Genomic DNA, 18,803 nt, shown 5'->3' with positions numbered 1-18,803 from the left:
CTTTGGATATAACTACCCAAAGGAACAAACCCGCTACTTATAAAGTTTCTCTGTAAACGCACCTATCTCCTTAAATTTCTCATAACGATTCGCATAGTAAGGCACATGCTGCTCCCTGGGGAACCAGGTTGTTTCAAAACCAGAGGTCATGGCCGCCTGCGCCGCATCAATATCCGGATGCACCCCTGCTACCACTGCAGCAAACATGGCCGCACCCAGTGCACAGGCATTCTCACTGTTTACAATCCGGATAGGCCTGTTCATCACATCTGCCAGTACCTGCATCGCATAGCCGGATTTCTTGGCTACGCCACCCAGCGCAATCACTTCCTGGATAGGAATACCTTCATTTACAAAGCGTTCCGCAATTGCCTTGGCACCAAAGGCAGCCGCCTCTACCAAAGTTTTAAAGAGCTGCACCGCATCTGTACCCAGGTGTAACCCTGTAATGGTACTCTTCACTGTATGATTCGCATCCGGGGTACGACGGCCATTGAACCAGTCCATCGCAATCGGATCATTATCCCGCAGGGGTAATTGTTCTGCCTGTTTTGACAGGTATGCCAGCAGCTTTCCTTCCACCTCAGCCAGTTTTTCCTTCTCATCCGGCATCAGGTCATACAGAGGCCCCATCACCAGTTTACGCAACCATGCAAAGATGTCGCCATAAGCAGATTGCCCTGCTTCCAAACCAAGCATGTCAGGCACCACAGATCCATCTACCTGGCCGCAGATCCCTTTTACCAGTTTGTCACTGGTTTCTTCCAGCGGCGCAATCAGGATATCGCAGGTGCTGGTACCGATCACCTTACAGAGGGAGTAAGGACGAATACCCCCACCTACCGCGCCCATATGAGCATCGAAGGCACCGGTACCGATCACTACATCAGCAGGCAGGCCCAGTTTGGCAGCCCATTCTTCACTGATCGTACCTGCAGGCACAGTTGCATCCACTGTGTCAGTATACATCTGGTCGTATTTATCAAGAACTGGGTTCAGTTTATGCAGGAAGTCCTTCGGCGGCAAACCATTCCAGCTGGCATTCCACATGGCTTTATGTCCTGCTGCACAACGGCTGCGCAGCAAGGTATGGATGCTGTCATTGCCGGTAAGCAGGGCCGGGATCCAGTCGCAATGCTCTACCCAGGCAGCAGCTGCAGCTTTGATGGCAGCATCTTCCTGTACCACGTGCAGGATCTTGGCCCAGAACCATTCACTGCTATAGATGCCACCACTGTAAGCGGTGTAATCCTTGCCGTTGCTATGGGCGATGTCATTGATCAGGGCCGCTTCCGCATTGGCAGTATGGTCTTTCCAAAGCACGAACATGGCATTGGGATTTTCGTCAAAACCCGGCAACAATGCCAGCGGAGTACCATGTTCATCAACAGGGCCTGGGGTGCTACCGGTAGTATCTACGGCGATGCCTTTCACCCTGGCGGCGGTACCGGCAGGACATTGTTTCAGGGCATCTTTGATACTGTTTTCCAGCCCTTCCAGGTAGTCTTTCGGGTGCTGGCGGTATTGCTGGATGCTGGGGTCACAATAAAGCCCTTTTTTCCAGCGGGGGTAAAAATACACGGCACTGCCGGCTTCCTGACCGGTCTGCGTATCTACAACAAGGGAGCGGACTGAGTCGGTGCCGAAGTCGACACCTATAACATATGAATGTTCCATAACGATCGGCCCTTTCCAACAGCTGGTGGCAGCGGAAAGTTGTTTTAAATTGAAAAATAATTAATTACTTTATTGTCAGTTTGACATTTATAAAACGTGGCAAAAAAAGACGATATGAGGGAGGCTCATAACCGTCATTTTTTGTTACTTAATAAATTTTTGTCCTGAGTGACCGGTGGAATAGTCTCTTATTTCAGATTACCCGGATCGGAAACGAAGTTGAGGAAGGCGTGGAATTTGGCGCTGTACTTTCTCTTATCCAGCTTGTAATAGAATGCTCCCCTTTTGGAAGTAGCCCTCTCTTTCTCTTTTTGTTTGATCAGCAACCCTGTGGACAATACTTTTCGGCTGAAATTCCTCTTATCAAAACCGGCATCATATACCGCTTCAAAAAGAATCTGCAGCTGAGGAATGGTAAACTTGGCCGGCAGCAGTTCGAACAAGAGCGGATGGATCGCTGCTTTGTAACGTAAGCGTGCCAATGCTTCGGCTACCATTTGTGCATGGTCAAAAATCAATTTCGGTGCCTCTCTCAGAGGGAACCATTCTGCCTTGTATTCCTCGCTCAGTTGTTGTTTGTACTGATTGATGTCAATCAAAGCATAATAAGCTACAGACAAGGTTCGCTCCGCCGGATCGCGGTTAGGGCCGCCATAAGCATTTAACTGCTCCATGAAGACGCCATTCAGTCCTGTTAGTTTCGTCAGTGTACGGGTCGCCGCCTCTTCGAGGCCTTCATCCTGCTGTACAAAGCCGCCCATCAGGCTCCACTTTCCTTTTTCCGGTTCAAATCCACGCTTGATAAGCAAGAGCTTAAGATCCTGTCCGTCAAAACCGAAAATTATACAGTCTACAGCTATCAGCATCCGGGTTTGCCGGGAATAACGTGTCATATTTTCCTGGTGTTTAATTCTGCTAATATAAAACTCCCCGTCGATATTCCCAGCATTTAGTGATATTGATAGTCGTAATATGAATGCAATATAGAAAATTAAATGTCAATTTTACAATTATTTGTAGCAAGTTTTTTTAGGCGCCACATACTGGCTACTGTAAAGGATTTGGGAAGGAAACGAAGGGCTTTTGACTTAAAAGCAAAACGCTTTTGCCGGTCAGCAAAAGCGTTTTAACTATGGTTTGGGTATTTTTTAGCGTATTTTTTATAGTCCGGCGGGATCTAATTCCGTATAGTCGCTTACAAACCGGATGATATTATCATAAGCCGCAAACTCCTCTTTCGTATGCATAGTTGTGATCACAACAGCCTTCATACCCGCATTCTGCGCCGCTTCCACCCCTTTCGGTGCATCTTCAAATACGATACAATCCCCCGGTGCTACGCCCATTTGCGCAGCTGCTTTCAGAAAAGTTTCGGGATGCGGTTTGCTTTCCACCACATCATTTGCAGTGATTATAGCTTTGAAATACGCCCTTATATGCAGGTTATCAAGGGTGAAATCCACGTTGAACGGGATGGCGGCGGTACCAATCCCCATTGGGATGCCCAGTTCGCGTGACTGATCCAGAAATTGCTGTAATCCCGGAATCAGGCTCAGGTGAGGGCGGTAGGCCGCCTGGTAACGGCGTTCTTTTTCAAGTGCCAGTTCGTCCATCTGCGCTGCTGTAAACTTATCCCGGCCAAAGATCCGGATCAGTACTTCCTGGTTCTTGCCGTACATTTCTTTTTTTACTGCCTCGCGCGAAAGACCCGCGCCCAGGTCATCGTTGAGGATGTTAAACCAGCCATGTACATGATATTCCATATCATCTATCATTGTGCCATTCATGTCGAAGATAAATGCCCGTTTCATAATCGTTCTTTGCCACAAAGGTAGAAAAATAAAAACAGCGGCCATTACCACCAACGCGGATCCCCCGCTGAACCCTTCCCAGCAAAGCCACTATCCTTTATTTTAAAATTCCCATTCCCCGGCTCCTTCCACAAATCCGTCGCCATACCCCCATACACTGTCAATCCCACAATCGCATTTCCCGCCACCACATAGTCCGAAGTATTATAACTACTGCTGACATTGATCAGCGTTGCCGCATTCACCCTGATTCCCCTCACCGTCGTATTCCCATTATTACTCCTCCCGGCACCAATAATACAGCTCTTTACACTGATCCCCGTCGTTACATTGTTCGTTGCAGACTGACTAAAATCAACGAGGTAAGCTGATCCGCCACCCTGCGGTGCCTCATTAAAGGTGCAATTACTCAATACTATTGAATTTGAATTCTGCTTGCTCGTCACCACCTTCTCCAGCTTATATAATGTACTATTCTGAATCGTTATATGCTGTACGGCACATGCCACATTATCTACATTCACCACCCCATAATTAGAAATACTGTCTACCACAAAATTATTTACCACGAAGTCACTCACCTGTGTACCACCACTGGCTGAGGTCTGCAGGCGCACCACGCCCCTGAAGATCTCTACATGACAGTTCTCAAACAGGATCTTCCCAATGGTCGCCACATTGCTTGCATTGATCACATACCTGGCAGCATAATCATTACTTCTCAAGGTCAATCCCCGGAATACAACTGAATCAATCACGCTGCCCGCCGTCACATTGAAATTATTCGTGAAGTAGATCAATGGCAGCTGCGTATTGAAACTGTTCTCACTTACAAATGACACCGTCTTACCTATCTCCGTAGCTATATCAATATTGTAGGTCTCCCCTCTTTTTAATATGATGATACTGCCCGCTCCTACTTTCGGCAGTGTATCCTGCAATACAGATGGTACGCCTGCAATGCCTGTCAGGTCTATCACATTCGGCCCGCTGGCCACCCCAGCTTTGGTGGTAAAGGTCAGGATGCCCTTGCTTACGTCTTCCTTAAAGATCTCTACTGTATACGTTGTCAGTGGCTGTAATGAATCTACCTGCAGGCGGCCGGCAATGCTCTGCCCTGCGCTTAAGCCCACCGTGCGCACTACCCCGCCTGTGGTAAATACCAGCTTCGTTAATCCGGCGGTAGATTTCCATAACAGGATCACTGATTTATCAATAAGGTTACTATCCGCTACCGGCAATAACAATTGCTCTCCTGTTATTGTAAAACTCTTGCTATATACCCATTTCGAAGAGCTGGCCGTATCCTTCCCATCCGTCCTTACCCGGGCATAATACTTCTTCCTGGCTACCAGGTAATGGTCTGAGATCCTGATGCCGGTCGTATCTGTTGTAAATGTATGTGCAGTGGTAGCAAAGGTAGAATCGTTGGAAATGGCTACAGTATAGGTCACCGCTGTTCCGGTTGTAAACAATGCGGCCTTCCAGCTCAATGTAGCCAGGGTATCGGCTGTACTGACAGCGATATCGCCCGATGGCATGAATTGCCTGGACAAATTCAGTTCATCTTCTTTCTTCTTACAGGCCAACAGGCTGATGAACAGAAAAAATATTACATAACGCATATGAATCATTTTGGAAAGTAAATCTGATATGGATGATCAGGGTTTTTAATTATATCCCTGGTTCTGTACCAGCTTATAATTCGCATTCAGGGCATCCATAGGTATAGGCAACAATTCCTTCTTATTCGCCTCAAAGTAAATCGCATAGCCCTTTCTTGCCCCCGTCAGGTAATCCTCATTCACTGCCATCCGCCAGTTCTTCACACTATACCCCGCAGGCGCCGTTGCAACGCCCAATCCAGGCTGAAACAATACCTGGGCCGCCGGCCCTCCATACAAATCCAGCGTCTGTGTCTCATCCACTGAATTCGTGAGGCTATATGGCGCCGCCTTTGCATACAGGTACAGCGGCACATTGGCATACCTGCCCTCCCCATTCATAAACTGCCGCAACTTATCCCTTGTCTCCGCAATCTTCGTTGCCAGCAGGTTCCAGCGGATCAGGTCATACTTCCTGATACCCTCTCCCCCAAACTCCAGCAGGCGTTCATGCACTATCGCATCAAAGAACCCCTGCTTATCTGCCGGCATCACAGGCAGGCGGTCCAGGTGCCCCGCAAAAGCCCTTTTCTGCACCTGCAATAAAGCATCCTGTGCCTTTGCAGAAGGTCCTTCATTGATCTCGTTATCCGCCTCTGCATACATCAGCAACACATCCGCAAATCGTAAAATTGGCCAGTTGATTGCCAGGTTCTGCGAAGTACCGGTGATGCCCGTCCAGGAACGGCGATACTTCCCATCTGTCAGGGCACCCGCCATTATCGCTATCTTCTGACTACTCGCATCTATTTCAAAAATGTTGATCGTTACATCCCTCCGACAATCACCAGTTGAATCAAATTCGTAGAAGTAAACCGGCAATGCATTGATCCCTCCACCACCGCCACCAAAGCGGGAAGAGGTATTATGTTTCAAACCATTGTAATACCCCAGCTTACTATCCGTACTTGCATTCCCGCCATATGCACCTATTTCAAACATCAGTTCATGCGCATTATCCGTACGCGTTGCCGCATGCAGTGTCTTAAAAAGTTGCTCATACACCGGGTTCAGTGAATGCTGTTCCGGATGTGCCATGATATCCGCACATTCATCATAAGCAATCTGGTAAAACTTTTTATAGTCCTCTCTTCTCGCCATCACATGCGGGTTAGTACGCAATGAGTACCCGCCCACAGCCAGCGCAATCCTGGCCCGGATACCTTTTACAGCTCCCTTGGTCAGGCGTAAATTCTGATCCGGTGATTCGGTTCTCCAGGGCACTAAGTCCTCTGCCAGCGCCAGGTCATCCAGCAATTGCCGGTAGATTGAATCCTTATCCGTCCTCGCCAGGTACATATCCTTCAGGTCTGCCGCCGGTACCAGCTGTGCAGGCAGATCGCCCCAGTTACGCAGGGCCTCAAAATAAAACTGTGCCCGCAGGGTCAGGGCCTCGCCATACAGCTTCTTCATCTGTGCCTGTTCCGTCGCACTGCCACCTGTATACAAGGGTGACCGGGGAATATATTTGATGCAAACATTCGCACGCTCTATGCCTTTGAACAACTGGTTAAAAGGATTCGGCAGGTCACTGTTACCCGCACTGGCACCATAGGTACTGATCCCTCGCCGGTCGTCAGGACTATAATCCCCGGAGGTCTTGAAATCGTCGGCTGACTGCGGGAACAAACAGGAAATACGGTTGCCATATCCATTATCTCCTATCAGCATCGCATATACGCCAATCACGGCAGAATTCGTATTGGACACGCTGGTAAACACCGCATCCTGCGATATGGTAGAGGGGTTCTCGATCGTCAGGAATTTTTTGCAGGCACTAAAAGCAATTGCAAAAAGGAAAAGTATGATGAATGAACGCATATGCAATAAGATTAAGCCATTAAAAAGAAACATTGACACCACCCAGAATGAAACGGCTCCTTGGATACGCCGCATAGTCTACACCCGGCGTCAGCGGGTTGCTGCGGCGGGTATTCGCCTCCGGATCATAGCCTGAATACTTCGTAAACGTGTAGAGGTTATTCACCGTTGCATAGATCCTGAAACGGGAGAATACATGGGTTTTCTTCAGCAATGATGGTGGCAGCGAATAACCGATCGTCAGGTTACTGATCCTGATAAAGGAACCATCCTCTATCGCATAGGAATGCAGGAAGTAGTTGCCCGCCGGTGCAGACCAGTATTTTGTATCCTTGTTCAACGCTTTCAGCGCCTCGGGATCTGTCACCATCGCACCATTGTCATCATACCATTTCCAGGCATCCTTCATTTCTTTCAGCAGGTTATTATCCTTGTATTGATAGGTGGTGGTAAACTCGATCTTATTAGCATTGTAGACCTTGTTGCCATAAGAGAAATTCACGAACACACTCAGGTCAAATCCACGCCAGGTAAACTGCTGGTTGAATCCACCGAAGAACTTCGGCTGTGCATTGCCCAATACCTGCCTGTCATTCAGCCCTACATTCCTGGAACTGTCTTTCGACAGCTTCTTCAGTTTCAGGTCGCCAGGCTGTGGATCGCGGCTACCCAGGGCGACTGCACTGGTATTCGGCACATCTGATTTCAGGGTATATTTTTGTGTAGCGGCATCGTAACTGAAATCGTCTACCTTGTAAAAACCATCGGTGACATACCCGTAAAATTGCCCGATGGGTTGTCCGACTTCCACCAGGAAATCGTTCAGACTATTCACCCAGCCGGATTGCGCATAGTAAGATTTCAGTGCTGCGCCGGTAGGATCGGTACCCAGGCTCACGATTTTATTCCTGTTCGCTGCAATGTTGAATGACACATTGTAGGTCATCTTCTTCTTGTTGATCACCACTGCAGCTACCTGCAATTCCAGCCCCTTATTCTGTGTTTTCCCGATGTTCTGAATTTGCTGGTTATACCCCGCTGTAGGCGGGATCTGTACATTCAGCAGCAGGTCGCGGGTATTGTTATAATAGTAATCGACCGATGCACTGATCCGGTTATCCAGCACGGCAAAGTCCAGGCCCACGTTGCGGGATACCGTTGTTTCCCATTTCAGTTTCGGGTTGGCGAGTGACAAAGGAGCCGTACCCGGTGTTACAGATTCATCAAATGCATAGCTGCTGGTGCTGGTACCATACATCGTCTTGAAGAGGTCTTCAGAGATGCGGTTATTACCGGCAGTACCCAGTGTGGCGCGGAGTTTCAGGTCAGAGAGCCAGGGAATATTATGCATAAAATCTTCCTGGATCACGCGCCATGCCAGTGCCACTGATGGAAATGCGGCAAAACCATTTTCGTAACTAAAGCGGGAAGAGCCATCATAGCGCAGGGTGAGTGTAGCCAGGTACTTGTTGTTATACCCGTAGTTCGCCCTGCCGAAAAAGGAGATCAGCCTGTTTTGCGTGACGCTGGTAGCAGGCGGATCCTGGATTTGCCCTGTAGGGGGTGTCGCTTTTTGAATACCTGCAAAGGCCTGGTCTGGTGACAGATCCACAGGCATCCATTTTACAGTTGTGCTCTGGGTATTCCCTTTCAGCATATAAATTTCCTGGCCTGCCAGCAGGTCCAGCTGGTGTTTATTGAAGGTTTTGTTGTACGTAAGCGTGTTTGAATTGGTAAGGGTCGTGGTCTCTCCGGTGGCAATCGTTACAACCGGCATATTCGCATTGGAACGTGCCACGGAAGTGACGTAACCATTGTAGGTATTGGTACGCGTTCCTGTGCTGGTAAAACCAACTACACTGCGAAAGTTCAGTCCATCCAGGATAGTAAAGTTCAGATATCCGTTCAGGTTAGCATCGTTGCGATAGTCGTATTTCAGTTCATTGTGTGCGAGCAATACGGGATTAGTGAGGTTGGTGAGGTTTGCATATTCCGGATCGAATACATCTACTACATCTTCATCGCCGGGGGCAATGAAGGGTTTATAACGCACGGCATTGCGCAGGCGGTTAGTGCCTTGTGAACCGGTATTACTCGTACCTACACCGTCTACGCGCTGCCGGCTGTAACGGCTGGTGATCCCTACTTTCAGTCGTTTGCTGGCAGTATGATCAAAGCGGAAAGCTGCCATAGTACGGCGATAGCCTGATTCCAGCATAATACCGTCTTCTGCCGTATTGTTCAGGGTCAGATTGAACGAGGTGGTTTTATTACCACCGCTGACGGTAACAGTATGCGTGTTGTTCGTGGCATCGCGGCCAAAGACTTCATCCTGCCAGTCAGTAGCCGGCACCTGTTTGTACAATTCCAGGTCCTGCCAGCGGCCATACTTATCCCTGAAGGCATTTTTGGTATCGTCGTCAGTCTGGTAGTTGTACAATTTGTACTGGTACTTCACGTAGTCATACGGAGACAGCACCTGAAGCACATTGACAATACTGCGTACGCCCATGTAGCCATCATAAGTCACGCGGGTGGGCATGTCTTTACCTCCCTTCGTAGTGATGATCACAACGCCGTTCGCACCCCTGGCGCCGTAGATGGCAGTGGATGCGGCATCCTTGAGTACATCGATACTTTGTATTTCCGTTGGTGACAACAAGGACAGGGCATTTTCTACCTGGATCCCGTCTACGATGTAGAGGGGAGAATTATCCTGGGTGATGGAGCCGCCGCCCCTTACGCGGATCAGGATATCTGCCCCGGGCCGTCCTTCCGTGGTTGTCACCTGCACCCCTGCCAACCGGCCGGATAGTGCTTCGGCCACGGTATTGGCCGGCACATCTTTCAGTTCTTTCTGCGCATTGAGGCTGGAAGCGGAACCGGTAAAATTTCCTTTGGAAACAGTGCCATACCCCACCACCACGACTTCGTTCATGTTGGTGTTGGCGAGTTGTAATTGTGCCTTCACCGCATTGGAAGGTGAAGCGTTCACTGTCAGTGTCTGGTAACCTACATAAGTAAATACCAGTGAGACCGTTTGTCCATTGGGTACTTTGAGGCGAAACTGTCCGTCGGCATCAGTCTGGGTACCCGTATTGGTGTTTTTAATACGGATGGTCACACCCGGCAGTTTATCGCCGGATTCTTTGCTGGTGACCGTACCAGTAATCTGATTCGACTGGGCAAACACCTCCATACATCCCAGGAGGATGGTCATGAAGAAGATTAATCCTTTCATAAGTGGAATTCAATGTTTAGAATCTTTTAACTATTTCATAGACGTGTGCTTGTGGTTGATATTACCATCGGAGAGTTTCGGGTAACTGCTACAAAAATGTCCCTCCTAATTGTTCATGCTTCTTTAACAATTTTAACGGCTAATTTTCTAATGAACAACTAATTGCGCGTGTTTATTTACGCAATCGTTCCCGGAGCAGGGCATTGGGTGGCGGAGTTTCGGGGAGCCGGGAAGCGCCCTGCAGACCATGCCTTAAATAAGGGGCAAGCACTTTTTAATGATCGTATCCTGGCTCTCCCGAAGTAAGAAAGCGTCCTGCAGACCATGCCTTAAATATGGGGGCAGCACTTTTTAATGATCATATCCTGGCTCTCCCGAAGTAGAAAAGCGCCCTGCCAGCCATACCTTGAATATTGAGGCAAACCTTCTCAATACCTATACTATAAGTTCATGGTAATATCACTTCAATATCCAATCGATATTTAAGTGATATTACCATGCTGTATTAGTACTCATTTTATACCGTTTTCACACAGGAAATTGATTGTATTCAACGTATACCTTTACCTTTGCTTTAGTATCATTTTGTTAACCTACTAATTGTTTGTTATGGCCCTTATTAAGGACAATGTACTCTTTCAGCTCATCAGCGGTTCGCTGGGTAATCAGATCACAATTTATCAGAGAAACGGGCAGACGATCGTTGCGAAAAAGCGCGGTAAGTCCAGGCATAAGCCAACACAGAACCAGTTGCTGGCCAGGATGAAGATGCAGGAAGCGGCTGCTTATGCAAAGATGATATTGAAAGACCCGGAAATAAAAGCCTACTACCAATCCAAAGCCGGGCCGGGGCAGAACGCCTATAATATGGCGATCAAAGACGCCTATAAATCGCCACAGGTACAGCAGGTCAGCATTGAGGCTGATACTGTAGTGGTCACTGCAAAAGATGAATTCAGGGTAGCCGAAGTGGAAGTAAGGGTGTATGATGCTGCAGCTACGATCCTGGAAAAAGGTCAGGCGATTTTAGGGCGAAATGGTGTGGACTGGCACTATACAGTAGGCAGTTTGCCAGCGGGTGGATCTATCAGGATCATCGCAGTGGACCTGCCGGGGAATGAAACCGTGCGGGAAGTGAAACTTGAATAATCCCCTTCATCCGGAACTATGGGAAAAATAAAAAAAAGGTCGAATGAATTCGACCTTCGTATATCATAGTTCACGTTATTGAATAGCTGTAATCTGCAAAAATTACTAAGAGTTCATACAGCTTGTAGAGACAAATTAAATCTTACCAGAAGCGGATGTACAGTGCGCTCAGGATCAGCAGTGTCATTACAATCAACACGATTGTAGACGGAGCTAACCTGAACATTGCCTTATCCAGGTGGAAAGCTTTCGGATTGATCTTTGGTCCTGCCAGGCTCAATGCCACCATTACCACCAGCGTAAAGAAGAAGGCCCATCCCATACAGATCTGGAAAGGAATTTCATATACGCCCTTGCTGTTCAGGAAGGCGGTGTACAACCACGTTTCATGACCAAACCATTCTGCTGCATAGTTATTGAAAACAACTGACAATACAAAGCCTGTTACGATACCCGCTACTGCAGCGGCTCCGGTGGTACGCTTCCAGAACATACCGAGCAGGAACATGGCGAACACACCCGGGCTGATGAAACCCGTATACTTCTGAATAAAGGTAAAGCCGCCTGCGCCACCGATACCTAACAGGTCATTCCATGTAAAGGCAATGGCTACGAGCATAGCCACTACAATCGTCAGGCGACCGGTCCATACCAGTTTTTTCTCGTCGGCTTCTTTGTTGATATATTTCTTGTAAACGTCCAGTGTAAAGATAGTTGAAATACTATTTGCCTTACCTGCCAGTGATGCTACGATAGCAGCGGTCAACGCAGCAAGGGATAAGCCTTTCAAACCATTCGGCAGGAAGGTCAGTACTGCGGAATAAGCATTGTCCGCATTGAATTGACCACCCGGTGCCATTTCGCCCTGCAGCCCACCGTTCTTAAACAATACATAAGCGGCGATACCAGGCAGCATCACGATCACAGGCATCATCAGTTTCATCAGACCAGCAAAGAGAATACCATTACGGGCTGTCTTCAGATCCGCACCCAGTGCACGCTGCGTGATGTACTGGTTACATCCCCAGTAGTTCAGGTTGATGATCCACTGACCTGCAAAATAGATAGTGATACCAGGCAACAAGAGATAACGGTTGATGTATTCCTGTGAAGCGCCGGGACCAGGTTTCTTCAGGATCATCTCGAAGTGATCAGGAGAATCTTTCATGAGTGCATTAAAACCAGCCAGTGCATCTTTGCCAAGACCAAAGTGTTCACTTACCATGGTGAGTGCCAGCCAGGTTGTAGCCAGGCCACCAATGATGAGCACCACTACCTGGATCACGTCAGTATAACCAATCACTTTCATACCACCCAGGGTGATGAGCAGTGCAAATGCAGCCAGTGCAACCATAATGATGTGGAAATGTTCCGCACCTACCAGGTTATTGATGGCCAGGGCACCGAGGAAGAGGATAGAGGTCAGGTTAACGAACACATAAAGGAACAACCAGAATACAGCCATGATCAGAGCCACCGTTTCATTGTAACGGGTCTTGAGGAACTGTGGCATGGTGTAAATCTTGTTCTTCAGGTAAACGGGAATAAACCAGACCGCCACGATAATGAGGGCTACGGCTGCAATCCATTCATAGGCAGATACGGCGATGCCGACAGAGAAGCCGTTGCCACTCATCCCAATGAATTGTTCTGCTGAAATATTAGAGGCAATGAGGGAAGCACCTATGGCCCACCACGTAAGCGATCCTTCGGCCAGGAAGAAATCTTTGGTACTCATAGTCGCCTTCTTTTTCCGGAGGTAAATCCAGTAACCATAAGAGGCAACTACCAGGAAATAGACTACGAAAATGATGTAGTCAATGTTGGCTAGTTTATTCATATTATGTGGAATGTTACGGTGTCTAGTTTCTCAACGGGCAATTTTTCATCGGCAAGCAAGATAGTAATAATTGTCAATTTTACATTTAAAAATTGAAATATTTTTTATTTGGTATGAAATTAACCCCGGAATGATCCGATTTTGTCCATCCTGTTTTTTTTATAAATTACATCCTTATGCGCCAATTATTCAAGAACTATAGCAGCATCCTGCTTTTGCTGGGAGGGATCATCACCGGTAGTATCATGGGGCTGAGCCTGGGCAAACAGGTACTGGTCCTGAAACCTATCGGGGATATTTTCCTCAACCTGATCTTTATCGCGGTGGTACCCCTGGTATTTTTTGCCATCAGTGCCGCCATTGCCAATATCGATCCCGGTCAGAAACTAGGCAAGATCATGTCTGCCATGGGCCTGGTATTTTTGTCTACTATATTAATATCCGCTTTTTGCACGATCGTGGTGATCTGGTTCTTCCCGCTGGAGGCAGTGGTATCTGTACCAGGCACACTGCCCGAAATGAAGGATGCGGGTAACTGGGGCAACCAGGTAGTACGCCTGCTCACGACGGAGGAGTTCTTTTCACTCCTGTCCAGGAAGAACATGCTGCCATTGCTCATATTTGCTGCTATTACGGGCTTTGCGACCCTGAAAGCGGGTGAGGAAGGGATACCCTTCAGAAACTTCCTGGTGTCTGCTAATGCGGTCATGAAGCGCTTTCTTGATATTATTATGGTGATGGCGCCACTGGGCCTGGGGGTTTACTTTGCCTGCCAGATTGCAGAGCTGGGTCCGCAGTTGTTTGTTACCTATGCCAGTTCCATGAAGATCTATTATGGCTTTGGTATTATTTACTTCGTTCTTGGCTTTAGCATCTACGCGTTTATTGCCGGCGGCTGGAAAGGTATTCTTTATTACTGGCGATATAATATTGTACCTACACTCACTGCGCTGGGCTCTTGCAGCAGTATTGCGACCATCCCGGCAAACCTGGAGGCGGCAAAGAAAATGCGGGTACCGGAGGCGATCAATAATGTGGTGGTGCCATTAGGTGCCACCTTGCATAAGGATGGCTCCAGTATTTCTTCTATTGTGAAGATCGGGGTGGTGTTTGCGCTGTTCGGCAGGGATTTTTCAGGAGTGGATACGATCCTGCTTGCACTGGGCATTACGGTGATCGTGAGTATTGTGGAAGGGGGTGTGCCGAATGGCGGGTACATCGGGGAGCTGCTGGTGATGTCTGTGTATGGGTTCCCGGTGGCGGCTTTGCCGGCGGTGATGATCGTGGGTACGCTGGTAGATCCGCTGGCAACGGTGCTGAATGCAACGGGGGATTCGGTGGCGGCCATGCTGGTGACGAGGGTGCTGAAAGGGAAGAACTGGATAAGAGAGCAGGAAGCGGAACTTACAAAATAAAGCCGCGCTGCTTATTGCATAAGGACCCTGTTGTTACAAAATAAAGACACTCCGCCGCTATCATAAAAATGCTTCCTGCCAGCGCTGTACGACAGGCAGGCAGGAAGCATATTATAAATTCCATCACGGATCAAGCGGATCATTCGGGTCCTCCTGCCATGCCTTTTCATCCGGCAGGAAACGATTCGTTGTATTATCCACTCTCTCCATTTCCTTATAAGGTACATACCCTATTTCCTTCACAAACCGTGCAGCCATCTTTTCAATCATCAGCGACTGCATCGGATCTGTGATAATCAGCCCCGGTTTTGAAGGTGGCATATTAAACAGGTACATCAGCCTCTCGGTATTACGAATATTCGTGGTCGTATGTCTTGCATGCGGCTCTATAATAATTGCACTATCCGGAATATCCAGTTTTGTCATCAGGTACTTCTTCATTTCCACCGCTTCACAATAGGGCGTCTTGTACGGATGTACGTGTCCGCCAGACACTACGATATAGGGCGCCAGTTTATTATTATAAGCTTCTACTGCCAGCTTGCAACGATACACACCGGTAGAATCCAGGCTTTGTCCTTTCTTTCCGGGACCTGCGCCAGGCACCAGGATCACACTATATTTATAGGCATTCCAATAAACCAGTCTTGCTCTTTTAAAAGCCGCTGCATTACTGCCAGCATACAGGGGTTCATAACGGGTTGCCTCATCCCTGCCATTTACATCCAGCGCTGTCAATGCCGCCTGCAATGACTGACGATAGAAAGCACCGCCTATGTTGCGCTGCAGACCCGCCTTAATTTTTGGTAAATCAGCAGGCTGCAGGGATGCACTGTCTATTGCAGCATAACGCGGACTCTCGCCCTGTAAGTACACGGCGTAAATGTGGTTCATACCAGCTACTACATCAGTCCATACCTGACGGATATACGCAGTATCATGGTATGCATCATATACCGGGTAACGGTTCACTACTTTCAGGCGTTGCACCATTTCAGTCATATCACTGTTGGTGTTCACCAGCCGTACCAGCTCATCTCCCACCCTGCTGATTTCGCCGGGCGTCCATTCAAGGGCCTGGCCTATACAAGCCGCATCTTTACAGCTGCTGAGGGCCGACTGTAAACGCGTAGCTCTCTCAGCTGCGACGGTATTGAACACTGCATCTTTCTGTACAATATCGTGGGGTTCGCCTTTCCTTTCCAGCATATACAAAAAGTAAAAAGACTTCCTGATCTGGATCTGCTGTGTAGCTGTGAATGACAGACCGGCAGACAAAGTTGTTTTCGGTTTTGCCACCGGCTTGTGGTAATGCTTGCTCTTGTGTTGCGCAAAGGTCATTGTGGTGGCCAATAGCCCTGTGACGAGGCCAGAAGCAAAGATCTTTCTGTTTAATTTCATTTTATTTCCTTTCCATTTTTCCAAATTGCTTTGATACTGCGGGTAGCTTTTATATCCTGGGCGGGATTGCCATCGAGTATCATAAAATCCGCTTTATTTCCTGGTATTAATATGCCTTCTTTGTGTGCGCCGTTCAGCAAACGGGCTCCGTTGGCGGTAGCACAGGTGATCACCTTTAATGGGGTCAGTCCGGCTTCGGCCATCAGCTGCAATTCCAGGTGCTCAGAAAAGCCCTGTGCACGTGTGGGCTGTGCGCCAGAATCTGTACCCATACAAATGGGGATGCCTGCACTGTCCAATTTACGCAAATTGGTAGTAGCGATGTTGAATGCTTTGATTTTCTTTTCCCTATCCCTGTCATTTTTCTGGGGCATACTTTTTAATTCATCGTAAACACCGGGTTCAAGGGAATTGATAAAAAACGGATCATTGATCCAGTCCGGCTGTTGGGGGCCGTATGTAAAATTGTATTTGTCTAAAGAGAGCGTGGGAATATAGTAGGTACCTTTTCCCTTCATGAGGTGAATAAAGGCATCATCGACTACCTGGTCCCGGATGCTGTGTGCCAGCAGGTCGATGCCCGCTGTAACCAGGCTGCGCGCATCTTCGAGGAAATAGACGTGTGCGGCTACTTTGATATGATGTGCATGTGCGGTTTCGATGACGGCTTTATAAATATCGGGACTTACTTTGGGATTACCATCCACCCAGATCTTTACGAAATCAGGATGCAGGGCAGCCAGTTGTTCCATAGCTGCCTCGGCCGCTTCAGGGGTAAGGGGTCGTTGAATATGCATCCCAAATGCGCCGGGAGGTAAACCACCGTTAGCCCCAAAACCATAGCCGGCCGTGTAGATAGTGGCACCGGGTATACTGCCTTTTTGTGAGGAATCGCGGAGAGGCCAGATCAGAGGCTGATCGGTACCCATGCTCAATACAGCGCCAATGCCGTAGTGAAGATATTGTTCCAGCTGCCGTTTTACATTTTCTTCCGTGTAATTATTGGCGGTAGCTGTATTGCCTTTTATCAGGCCCAGGTGCCCGTGGGCATTGATGAGCAGCGGCATGACCGTTTTCCCGTTCATGTTAATGCGCCTGGCATTTTTAGGCAGGTGTTTGGTATCCGGAAAGGAAACTACTTTATCTGCCTGGATCACCATATTCGCATGTTGGCGTACAGCCGCGCCGCTGCCATCTATGAGTGTGATATCTTTCAGTACCGTGAGGGAACCCTGCTGCGCAAAAACTAAGCAGCTTTGAAATAATGCCCCTATGGTCAACAACAGATAATTCTTCATTCAATATGGTTTGCTGTATTGCAAACTACGAACTATCAGTTAAATATTGCGACCGCTGCAGACTGAATTTGATGAAAGGCATGAGCGAGGTCTGACAGCAGGTCTTCCGGTTCCTCCAATCCAACGCTCAAACGGATGAGGCTATCCGCTACCCCGGCGGCTCTTCTCTTTTCGGTGGGGATGGATTTATGGGTCATGGATGCCGGGTGACATAACAAACTTTTAACACCACCAAGGCTCTCAGCGAGTTTGAAATACTTTGTGGCGGTCACGAACTGCTGTGCCGCAGCCTCCGTATCATTTTTCAGGGTAAAACTTACAATGCCGCCGAATCCTTTGGCCTGCTTTTTTGCAATGTCATGGTGAGGATGTGATGAAAGGCCGGGATAAAATACCTTGTCCACCAGGGGATGCTGCTCCAGGAAGAGGGCAATCTCTTTTGCATTGGCACAATGCTGGCGCACGCGCAGGTGCACGGTTTCGATACCACGAATGAGCAGGAAACTGTCAAACGGCGACAGGATGGCACCACAGGCATTCTGGTAGAACTTGATATCTGCACCCAAAGCAGGATCTTTCGTGATGACGAGGCCGGCAATGAGATCACTGTGCCCGCCGAGGTACTTGGTCGCACTATGAATTACGATGTCCGCACCCAGGCCCAGGGGCTGCTGTAATACGGGGGTACCGAAAGTATTGTCTACCGCAAAAAGGATGTGATGTGCTTTGGCGATTTTTGCAATAGCACCGATATCAGAGATCTTTAAAGTGGGATTGGTGGGGGTTTCCAGCCAGATCAGTTTTGTGGCGGGCGTGATGGCATCCAGGATGTTTTGTACATCGCTGGTGTCTACATAAGTTACGTTGATGCCGAACTTTTTGTACACCTTGTCAAAAAGACGGAAAGCGCCGCCATAGATGTCGTCAACGGCAATGATCTCGTCGCCGGATTGCAGGAGTTTCAGCACCGCGTCGATGGCGGCGAGCCCACTGCTAAAGGCGATACCGGTACTGCCGGCTTCCAGGCCAGCCACGATCTTTTCTAAGGTTTCGCGGGTTGGGTTGTTGGTACGGGCATAATCGTAACCTTTGTTAACACCGGGAGCATCCTGTACAAAGGTAGAGGTCTGGTAGATAGGAACGGCGATAGCGCCGGTTAAAGGATCTACAGGAATGGAATGGAGAAGGTTGGTGATGTTACTCATCGGTTTGTTTTTTAGTTGATGATAAAATTGATTAAACAGAGTTCCTGTGGGAGCTTATCAGAGAGGAGTGGGCATAAAAAAACTCACCTGGATAGTCAGGTGAGTTTAAAAGTATATTGAGTAATATCGATCAAATCTACTGACTTATCTTTCCCGGTTTTGATCCGGGATGGATGTAGCACCTTTCCTGTCTGGTGGAACAAGATGGTTGCTAAGGCTTCGCAGGGCCATTTCCCTCTGCCTTTCTTGATAAGGTATCTTAAAGAACTGCTGCAAAGGTA

Annotated in this window: 12 protein-coding genes and 1 riboswitch; of the genes, 2 read left to right on the top strand and 10 right to left on the bottom strand. The window is 48.3% G+C overall.

Annotated features, from left to right (window positions below):
* Positions 1-33: 33 nt before the first annotated feature.
* The 6 genes from U0033_RS02835 to U0033_RS02810 form a co-directional block, all read right to left on the bottom strand.
* Positions 34-1,677, bottom strand: coding sequence for a ribulokinase (locus U0033_RS02835; protein WP_072357832.1), 1,644 nt, complete (start codon positions 1,675-1,677; stop codon positions 34-36).
* Between the two features lie 188 nt (positions 1,678-1,865).
* Positions 1,866-2,570, bottom strand: a complete 705-nt coding sequence (locus tag U0033_RS02830) for an NUDIX hydrolase (RefSeq protein ID WP_072357834.1) — start codon at positions 2,568-2,570, stop codon at positions 1,866-1,868.
* A gap of 267 nt (positions 2,571-2,837) precedes the next feature.
* Entirely contained in the window at positions 2,838-3,488 is a 651-nt protein-coding gene (locus tag U0033_RS02825; RefSeq protein WP_072357837.1) for an HAD family hydrolase, read from the bottom strand.
* A 44-nt stretch (positions 3,489-3,532) separates the two neighbouring features.
* Positions 3,533-5,113 carry a DUF5123 domain-containing protein gene (locus U0033_RS02820; RefSeq protein WP_177318554.1) on the bottom strand — a complete coding sequence of 527 codons (1,581 nt, stop codon included), beginning with the start codon at positions 5,111-5,113 and terminating at the stop codon, positions 3,533-3,535.
* A 45-nt stretch (positions 5,114-5,158) separates the two neighbouring features.
* Entirely contained in the window at positions 5,159-6,973 is a 1,815-nt protein-coding gene (locus U0033_RS02815) for a RagB/SusD family nutrient uptake outer membrane protein (protein WP_072357843.1), read from the bottom strand.
* Between the two features lie 19 nt (positions 6,974-6,992).
* Positions 6,993-10,214, bottom strand: coding sequence for a SusC/RagA family TonB-linked outer membrane protein (locus U0033_RS02810; protein ID WP_072357846.1), 3,222 nt, complete (start codon positions 10,212-10,214; stop codon positions 6,993-6,995).
* Positions 10,215-10,823: 609 nt separating this feature from the next.
* Here U0033_RS02810 and U0033_RS02805 point away from each other — a divergent pair.
* Positions 10,824-11,363 carry a hypothetical protein gene (locus U0033_RS02805; protein ID WP_072357849.1) on the top strand — a complete coding sequence of 180 codons (540 nt, stop codon included), beginning with the start codon at positions 10,824-10,826 and terminating at the stop codon, positions 11,361-11,363.
* 142 nt (positions 11,364-11,505) lie between these two features.
* On the opposite strand, the gene U0033_RS02800 is transcribed toward U0033_RS02805, so the two are convergent.
* A complete protein-coding gene (locus U0033_RS02800; protein ID WP_072357852.1) occupies positions 11,506-13,203 on the bottom strand; it encodes a sodium:solute symporter family transporter in 1,698 nt (565 codons plus the stop codon).
* A gap of 176 nt (positions 13,204-13,379) precedes the next feature.
* Here U0033_RS02800 and U0033_RS02795 point away from each other — a divergent pair, with 176 nt between their 5' ends.
* Positions 13,380-14,618, top strand: a complete 1,239-nt coding sequence (locus tag U0033_RS02795) for a dicarboxylate/amino acid:cation symporter (RefSeq protein ID WP_072357855.1) — start codon at positions 13,380-13,382, stop codon at positions 14,616-14,618.
* Between the two features lie 123 nt (positions 14,619-14,741).
* Here the strand turns inward: U0033_RS02795 and U0033_RS02790 are convergent, their stop codons facing one another.
* Genes U0033_RS02790 through U0033_RS02780 form a run of 3 tightly spaced genes read right to left on the bottom strand, consistent with a single transcriptional unit; the run spans position 14,742 to position 18,522 of the window.
* Positions 14,742-16,019, bottom strand: coding sequence for a YdcF family protein (locus tag U0033_RS02790; protein WP_072357858.1), 1,278 nt, complete (start codon positions 16,017-16,019; stop codon positions 14,742-14,744).
* Positions 16,016-17,317 (bottom strand): amidohydrolase family protein, encoded by a 1,302-nt coding sequence (locus U0033_RS02785; RefSeq protein WP_072357861.1) that lies wholly within the window; start codon positions 17,315-17,317, stop codon positions 16,016-16,018. Before U0033_RS02785 ends, U0033_RS02790 begins: the two co-directional genes overlap by 4 nt.
* Before the next feature lie 35 nt (positions 17,318-17,352).
* Complete coding sequence (locus U0033_RS02780) at positions 17,353-18,522, bottom strand: trans-sulfuration enzyme family protein (protein ID WP_072357864.1); 1,170 nt, start codon at positions 18,520-18,522, stop codon at positions 17,353-17,355.
* A gap of 141 nt (positions 18,523-18,663) precedes the next feature.
* Positions 18,664-18,778: riboswitch (SAM riboswitch) on the bottom strand.
* Positions 18,779-18,803: the final 25 nt, after the last annotated feature.

It is taken from the genome of Chitinophaga sancti (assembly GCF_034424315.1).
Classification (GTDB): Bacteria; Bacteroidota; Bacteroidia; order Chitinophagales; family Chitinophagaceae; genus Chitinophaga; species Chitinophaga sancti.
Note: the sequence above shows the minus strand (reverse complement) of the source record. Positions and strands in the feature narration are given on the sequence as shown.

What these genes read in the sequence shown, in the direction of transcription:
- U0033_RS02835 (WP_072357832.1), bottom strand. Translation starts at nt 1,677, where the DNA reads ATGGAACATTCATATGTTATAGGTGTCGACTTCGGCACCGACTCAGTC.
- U0033_RS02830 (WP_072357834.1), bottom strand. Translation starts at nt 2,570, where the DNA reads ATGACACGTTATTCCCGGCAAACCCGGATGCTGATAGCTGTAGACTGT.
- U0033_RS02825 (WP_072357837.1), bottom strand. Translation starts at nt 3,488, where the DNA reads ATGAAACGGGCATTTATCTTCGACATGAATGGCACAATGATAGATGAT.
- U0033_RS02820 (WP_177318554.1), bottom strand. Translation starts at nt 5,113, where the DNA reads ATGCGTTATGTAATATTTTTTCTGTTCATCAGCCTGTTGGCCTGTAAG.
- U0033_RS02815 (WP_072357843.1), bottom strand. Translation starts at nt 6,973, where the DNA reads ATGCGTTCATTCATCATACTTTTCCTTTTTGCAATTGCTTTTAGTGCC.
- U0033_RS02810 (WP_072357846.1), bottom strand. Translation starts at nt 10,214, where the DNA reads ATGAAAGGATTAATCTTCTTCATGACCATCCTCCTGGGATGTATGGAG.
- U0033_RS02805 (WP_072357849.1), top strand. Translation starts at nt 10,824, where the DNA reads ATGGCCCTTATTAAGGACAATGTACTCTTTCAGCTCATCAGCGGTTCG.
- U0033_RS02800 (WP_072357852.1), bottom strand. Translation starts at nt 13,203, where the DNA reads ATGAATAAACTAGCCAACATTGACTACATCATTTTCGTAGTCTATTTC.
- U0033_RS02795 (WP_072357855.1), top strand. Translation starts at nt 13,380, where the DNA reads ATGCGCCAATTATTCAAGAACTATAGCAGCATCCTGCTTTTGCTGGGA.
- U0033_RS02790 (WP_072357858.1), bottom strand. Translation starts at nt 16,019, where the DNA reads ATGAAATTAAACAGAAAGATCTTTGCTTCTGGCCTCGTCACAGGGCTA.
- U0033_RS02785 (WP_072357861.1), bottom strand. Translation starts at nt 17,317, where the DNA reads ATGAAGAATTATCTGTTGTTGACCATAGGGGCATTATTTCAAAGCTGC.
- U0033_RS02780 (WP_072357864.1), bottom strand. Translation starts at nt 18,522, where the DNA reads ATGAGTAACATCACCAACCTTCTCCATTCCATTCCTGTAGATCCTTTA.